The 5365-nt window shown below is 44.6% G+C and carries 4 protein-coding genes and 1 tRNA gene; 2 read left to right on the forward strand and 3 right to left on the reverse strand.

Translation table 11 applies throughout. The features are described from left to right. Window positions 1–51: 51 nt before the first annotated feature. Window positions 52–122: transfer RNA gene (locus PGQ38_RS12305), tRNA-Cys, on the forward strand. A 164-nt stretch (window positions 123–286) separates the two neighbouring features. Then, window positions 287–1627: an MATE family efflux transporter gene (locus PGQ38_RS12310; RefSeq protein ID WP_204453392.1), complete on the forward strand. Its 1341-nt coding sequence runs from the start codon at window positions 287–289 to the stop codon at window positions 1625–1627. Between the two features lie 70 nt (window positions 1628–1697). On the opposite strand, the gene PGQ38_RS12315 is transcribed toward PGQ38_RS12310, so the two are convergent. The 3 genes from PGQ38_RS12315 to PGQ38_RS12325 form a co-directional block, all read right to left on the reverse strand. Further along, complete coding sequence (locus PGQ38_RS12315) at window positions 1698–2498, reverse strand: hypothetical protein (RefSeq protein WP_173717580.1); 801 nt, start codon at window positions 2496–2498, stop codon at window positions 1698–1700. Window positions 2499–2755: 257 nt separating this feature from the next. Further along, entirely contained in the window at window positions 2756–4405 is a 1650-nt protein-coding gene (locus PGQ38_RS12320) for an ABC transporter substrate-binding protein (RefSeq protein ID WP_148463139.1), read from the reverse strand. Next, window positions 4402–5280, reverse strand: coding sequence for a carbohydrate ABC transporter permease (locus tag PGQ38_RS12325; protein ID WP_118583645.1), 879 nt, complete (start codon window positions 5278–5280; stop codon window positions 4402–4404). The genes PGQ38_RS12320 and PGQ38_RS12325 overlap by 4 nt, the downstream gene beginning before the upstream one ends. Window positions 5281–5365 lie beyond the last annotated feature (85 nt).

Genomic DNA, 5365 nt, shown 5'->3' on the forward strand with positions numbered 1-5365 from the left:
GGGTTCAAATCCCCTTGGAGTCATTCGCTTCGGCGAAGAACTAAATAATATGGTGCCATAGCCAAGTGGTAAGGCAAAGGTCTGCAACACCTCTATCCCCAGTTCAAATCTGGGTGGCACCTCTTAAAGCTCTTGATTTATTCAAGAGCTTTATTTGCGCACAAAATTCCGGTGCAAAATAGGTTTGGCTTGATCTGAAGGGGTGCGAGTTGCATTGAAAGTTCTGAACAGTTTCGAGGTGTACTAACGGAAAAAATTTTGGATTTGACGAAGGAGAAGAATTGAAATGAAAGAGGACAGACAGGACCTGACCACAGGCTCTATCTGGGGGAAAATGCTGTTTTTTAGTATCCCTCTGGTGCTGACCAACTTTTTGCAGGTGTTGTTTAATATGGCGGATATCGCGGTTATTGGTCAGTTTGCGGGCTCTTTATCATTGGGGGCAGTGGGATCCACTACTACGCTTGTAACTCTTTTTACGGGCTTTCTGATCGGTATGGGCGGCGGTACCAATGTTCTGGTGGCAAGATTTTTCGGAGCGAAGGATAAAGAAAGTACGATCAAGACGATACATACGGCTCTTTTGGTAAGTATGGCTGCGGGGATGATCGTACTGATCTTTGGACTGCTCTTTTCAAAAGGAATTCTGGAGCTGTTGAATACCAAGGAAGAACTTCTGGATGGTGCAGTACTGTATATAAGGATCTATTTTCTGGGAATGCCGGCAATGGCTCTTTATAATTTTGGTAATGCGGTGTGCAGTGCTTTTGGAGATACGAAGAAGCCTTTGTATTATCTGGGTGCAGCTGGTATTGTAAATATAGTATTGAATCTGTTTTTTGTAATTGTCTGTAAAATGGATGTGGCAGGTGTTGCAGCTGCAAGTATTATTTCCCAGTATTTATCTGCGTTTCTAATCCTCCGGGCTCTGATAAAAGTGGGCGGGGATTATGCACTTCGTCTTTCCAAACTGAGGTTTGACAAGAGAATGGCAGGATACCTCATCCAGATCGGTCTTCCGGCAGGATTGCAAAACGGTATTTTTCAGGTGGCAAATCTATTTATCCAGGCAGGCGTCAATACCTTTGATGCTACAATGGTGGCAGGTAATTCCGCTGCGGCAAATGCAGATGCTCTTTTGTATGACTCCATGGCTGCTTTTTATACAGCCTGCGGAAGCTTTATGGGGCAGAATTACGGTGCAGGGAAAAGAAAAAGAGTGCGAAACAGTTATCTGGTCAGCCTAGCTTATTCCTTTGGAATTGGAACTATAGGTGGTATTGCACTGGTTATCTTCGGCAGACAGTTCCTGGGTCTTTTTACCAATGATCTTGCGGTTGTGGATGCCGGAATGAAACGACTTACGATTATGGGATTTAGTTATGGATTTTCTGCATTTATGGACAGTGCCATTGCGGCTTCCCGTGCTCTTGGAAAGAGTGTTATTCCGACGGTTATTGTAATTATAGGATCCTGTATTTTCCGAATGGTATGGGTAAATACGGTGTTTGCCCACTTTAAGACGATTCCGTCTTTATATCTGCTGTACATTTTCTCATGGGGAATTACGGCAGTGGTGGAAATTATATATTGGGTACATGTATACAGGAACACAAAAATCGGATAAAAAATCCCGGGCATACGTGCTTCATAAAGGAAGCTGTGCCCGGGTGTTTTTTGTCTGGAATTATGTGAAATTATTCAGCTGCTGTAACAGATGTAATGTGCGGGTTTACGCCCTCATACCAGTACAGGAAGCCTTCCATATCGATCTTATCGCCAATGTTCAGAGCTTCTACGGCTTTGTAAACATCGCTGTCTTTGTCACAGAGATAAGACTCTACTGTGAAAGTATAGGTTTCGCCGTTAAGGGAAACGTTGAAGTAAAGGTCATCTCCCTCAGAACCGGATCCATCGTAATTGTAAAGGTAAGCTACATCGTTTCCGTCAGCATCCTGTCCGGCAGCTTCTACGGTCATTCCCTTGAAAGATACCAGCTCGTTCTGATGATCGATCAGCTCGTCCTTACCAAGAAGATCTGTTACATCAAGCGGCTCTGCGATGTATTCGCCATCCTCAATCTCGAAAGAGGAAACATCTGCAACCTCAATCTCGCCAGACCATTCTGCCTTATATCCGGTTACTTTGATCTTGGTTCCCGGAACCAGCTTCTCATAGTCTTCTTCGGAGCATGGCATATTATAAATGAAGTATGCACCATCTTTGTCCTGGGTATAGAAGGTAGCTTTATCTTCCCACCAGGACTGCTTTGCCTGTACATAGGTCTCGATGGTAACTTCGTCATCAACAGCTGCTGCAAGGTATTCGTCATGGGTCATAACACCTTCGGATTTCACATCTGCATCTTCTGCAGTGCTGTCAGCTGCTTCTGTGTCATCAGCAGTTTCCTCTGCAGCAGTGGTATCCTCAGCCATAACAGCTGCCGGGAATGCAAATGTAAGAGAGAGCGCCATCAGTAATACAAGTCTTTTTTTCATAGTATCTCCTTTCTGGGTACGTAAATTCAGATGTCTGACAAGGTGAGTGTAAAGTCATCTGTCAAAAACGATTGTACACAATCACTTTTATTATAAACAAAATTATGGGGAAATCAAGCTTAAATATTACGCTTTTTTCGTTACTGTTCACTGGTAACGTTCCGCGAGGCGTTTTCTGTGAACAAAGTTCACAGAAAACCCGAGAATTGCGGCGCGAAATCATGCGAATGCATGATTTCTGTGCATCGCGAAGCGCGTTACTGTGAACGAAGTGAACAGTAACCTTTTTTCTTCTTTAATCGTTCAAGTAAAAGATAAAGAAGAATCAGACCCCAGACTACTGCCAGACTTCCAAGAAGAATTCTGGATTCTGCGGGAAGAGGTCCAAGCTCTTTTTTCCCGGAGGACTGCTCAGAAGAAATCTGATCCAGGTGATACAGGGAGGTAACATCGCTGTAAAGTTTATCAATATAGGCATCATCAATCTCCTGTTTTCTTCGGACAGATTTGGTCACGCTTTCAATCAGCTGTCCTGCAGCATCACGTAAAGAAGCGGAGCCGTTAAATACAGGGGTAACAAAAGTGTGCTCTACATTGTCAAGGAGCAGCCTGGAAGCTTTTATTTTTACATCGTAGTAAGTGGAATTGTCTTCCCCTTCCCTGGAAAGATAATCCTGATACTGGTCGGATTCCTGGGCTTTGCTGGTAACCGGCACATAACCTTCCGTTTCAGAATAAGCGGTCTGTACGTCATTTGTGAGCAGATACTGTGTAAAGAGCCAGGAGGCCAGTACTTCCTGAGGGTCTTTCTTATTGAAGATACATACAGAAGGTCCCTGTGAAATCATCTGCGGATTATCCGGATCAAACTGCGGAATGGTCATAACCTCTGTTTCAAAATCCACCAGAGCATCAGAACTGATGTCCACAAGAGGGGCATTTGTACCCATCCAGGTGGAGCCTGCTGTGGAATCAATGGCAAAGATACATTGCCCTGCATTCAGGAAGTTAGCCGGATAACTGGAAATTTTAAAAGTGGAAAAAGCACCGGTTTTTACATGCTCCGCGATGGTATCCAGCAGACTTGCCGTGGTGTCGTTAAAAAGCTGGATCTCTCCGCTGTCAGTGGAATATCCTGCATTTTTCTGCTTTAGCATTTCAATCATCATATTGTCTGTGGACTTGTCAATAAATGGAATCAGCACATTCTGATCGTTGACCTTGTAGGTTCCATCTGCATTTTGCGCCATAGCGGCTTCACTTACTTCCCACACAAAATCCCATGTGAGGGTTTCTGGAAGGGTGTATCCAAGCTTTTCCACATAGGTTTTATTTACATAGCAGGCTTCTGTGGAGCGCATGAAAGGCAGTGCATAATAGTGACCGGAAAAAGAACACTCCTGTAAAAAACGGGGAATGATCTCATCTTTTTTCACTGAGGCGAATTCAAGCTTATCACCGCCAAGTCCGTAGCTGGAATCTGCCATCAGATCGTCCAGAGGGACAACGGTATCGTTTCCCGTAAGGTAGGTGGCAATATGGTCCGGGTAGGTGATACATACGTTCGGAGTGGTGCCTGTGGCGATGTTGGTGATTACATCGTTGTAGATTTTGCCGTAGTCCGTGTAAAGCCGAAGATCTACGGTGATATTGGGGTACAGGGCTTCAAAATCGGATATTGCCTTTTTATAGATTTCGGTCTGGGTTTTGTTTGTGTCGTTTTTGGCCCAGAAAGTGATCTCGTAATCTCTGGAGGTGTCAAATTCCCCGGGAATGGTAAAGGCACTTTGGTCCTTCGCGCCATGACAGCCTGTAAGCAGAGTCACAGAAGAAAGGGCAGCCAGGGAAAAAAGCAGGAAGGGCTTTTTGTGGAACGCTCCAGGATGTTTTTGTCTGAATAGTCTCATCCTTTTGTACCTCCTCTTGAAACTCCTGACATAATCTTGTTTCTGAAAAGCAGGAACAAAATGATCAGGGGCAGGGAAATCACAACTACCGCCGCCATCATAGCAGGGACATTTTCACGACCGAAACCGTTTTCGCGAATCTCCTGGATTCCGTTGGAAACCAGATAGTAGTTCTGGTCATCGGTGATCAGTCTTGGCCAAATGTAGGAATTCCAGCATTCGATTACCTTCAGGATAGCAATGGTGACCATGGTAGGCTTACAGATGGGAATCATCACCTTGCAAAGGTATTTCAGATCTGAGGTTCCGTCCACTTTGGCTGCACGGTAAAGCTCATCCGGTACCTGTTCGAAATTCTCTTTCAGAAGATAAATATAAAATACAGAGGTGACAGATGGCAGGATCAGCCCAAGGAAGGTGTTCCGCATATCCAGGTTGGTGATGGTCACAAAATTGGTAATGATCACAAGTTCGTTTGGAATCATCATCAGGGAAAGGAATAAAGTGAAAGCCAGATTTTTCCCTCTGAATTCAAGCCTTGCGAAAGCAAAGGCGGACAGTGTGATCACAACCATCATAATAGCAGTGGTGGCAACTGTGAAAATCAGTGTGTTCAGCAGATATTTTCCCAGGGGCACTGCTGTAAAGGCATCTGCATAATTCTGCAGGGTGGGCGTCAGTGTAAAGAAGGTGGGAATGTGCTCTGCGTTGTAGGAACTGTAGCTTTTTACAGAGGTAAGAAGCATCCAGTAAAAAGGAAACAGTACGACCAGAGCCCAGATGGTAAGCAGCAGGTAGACAAGGATGTTTCCCAGGGAATGCCGTCTGGCGGCAGTATGCTCCGATTTTGTAAACTGAGTGGTATCTTTTTCCATGTTTTCTCCTTTATGAAGACTAGTACATCGTTTTCGAAATAACTATACCACTCACTTGTCTGGGAATCCGATTGCACAGGCATAA

It is taken from the genome of Blautia faecis, assembly GCF_027662325.1.
Lineage (GTDB): Bacteria > Bacillota > Clostridia > Lachnospirales > Lachnospiraceae > Blautia_A > Blautia_A faecis.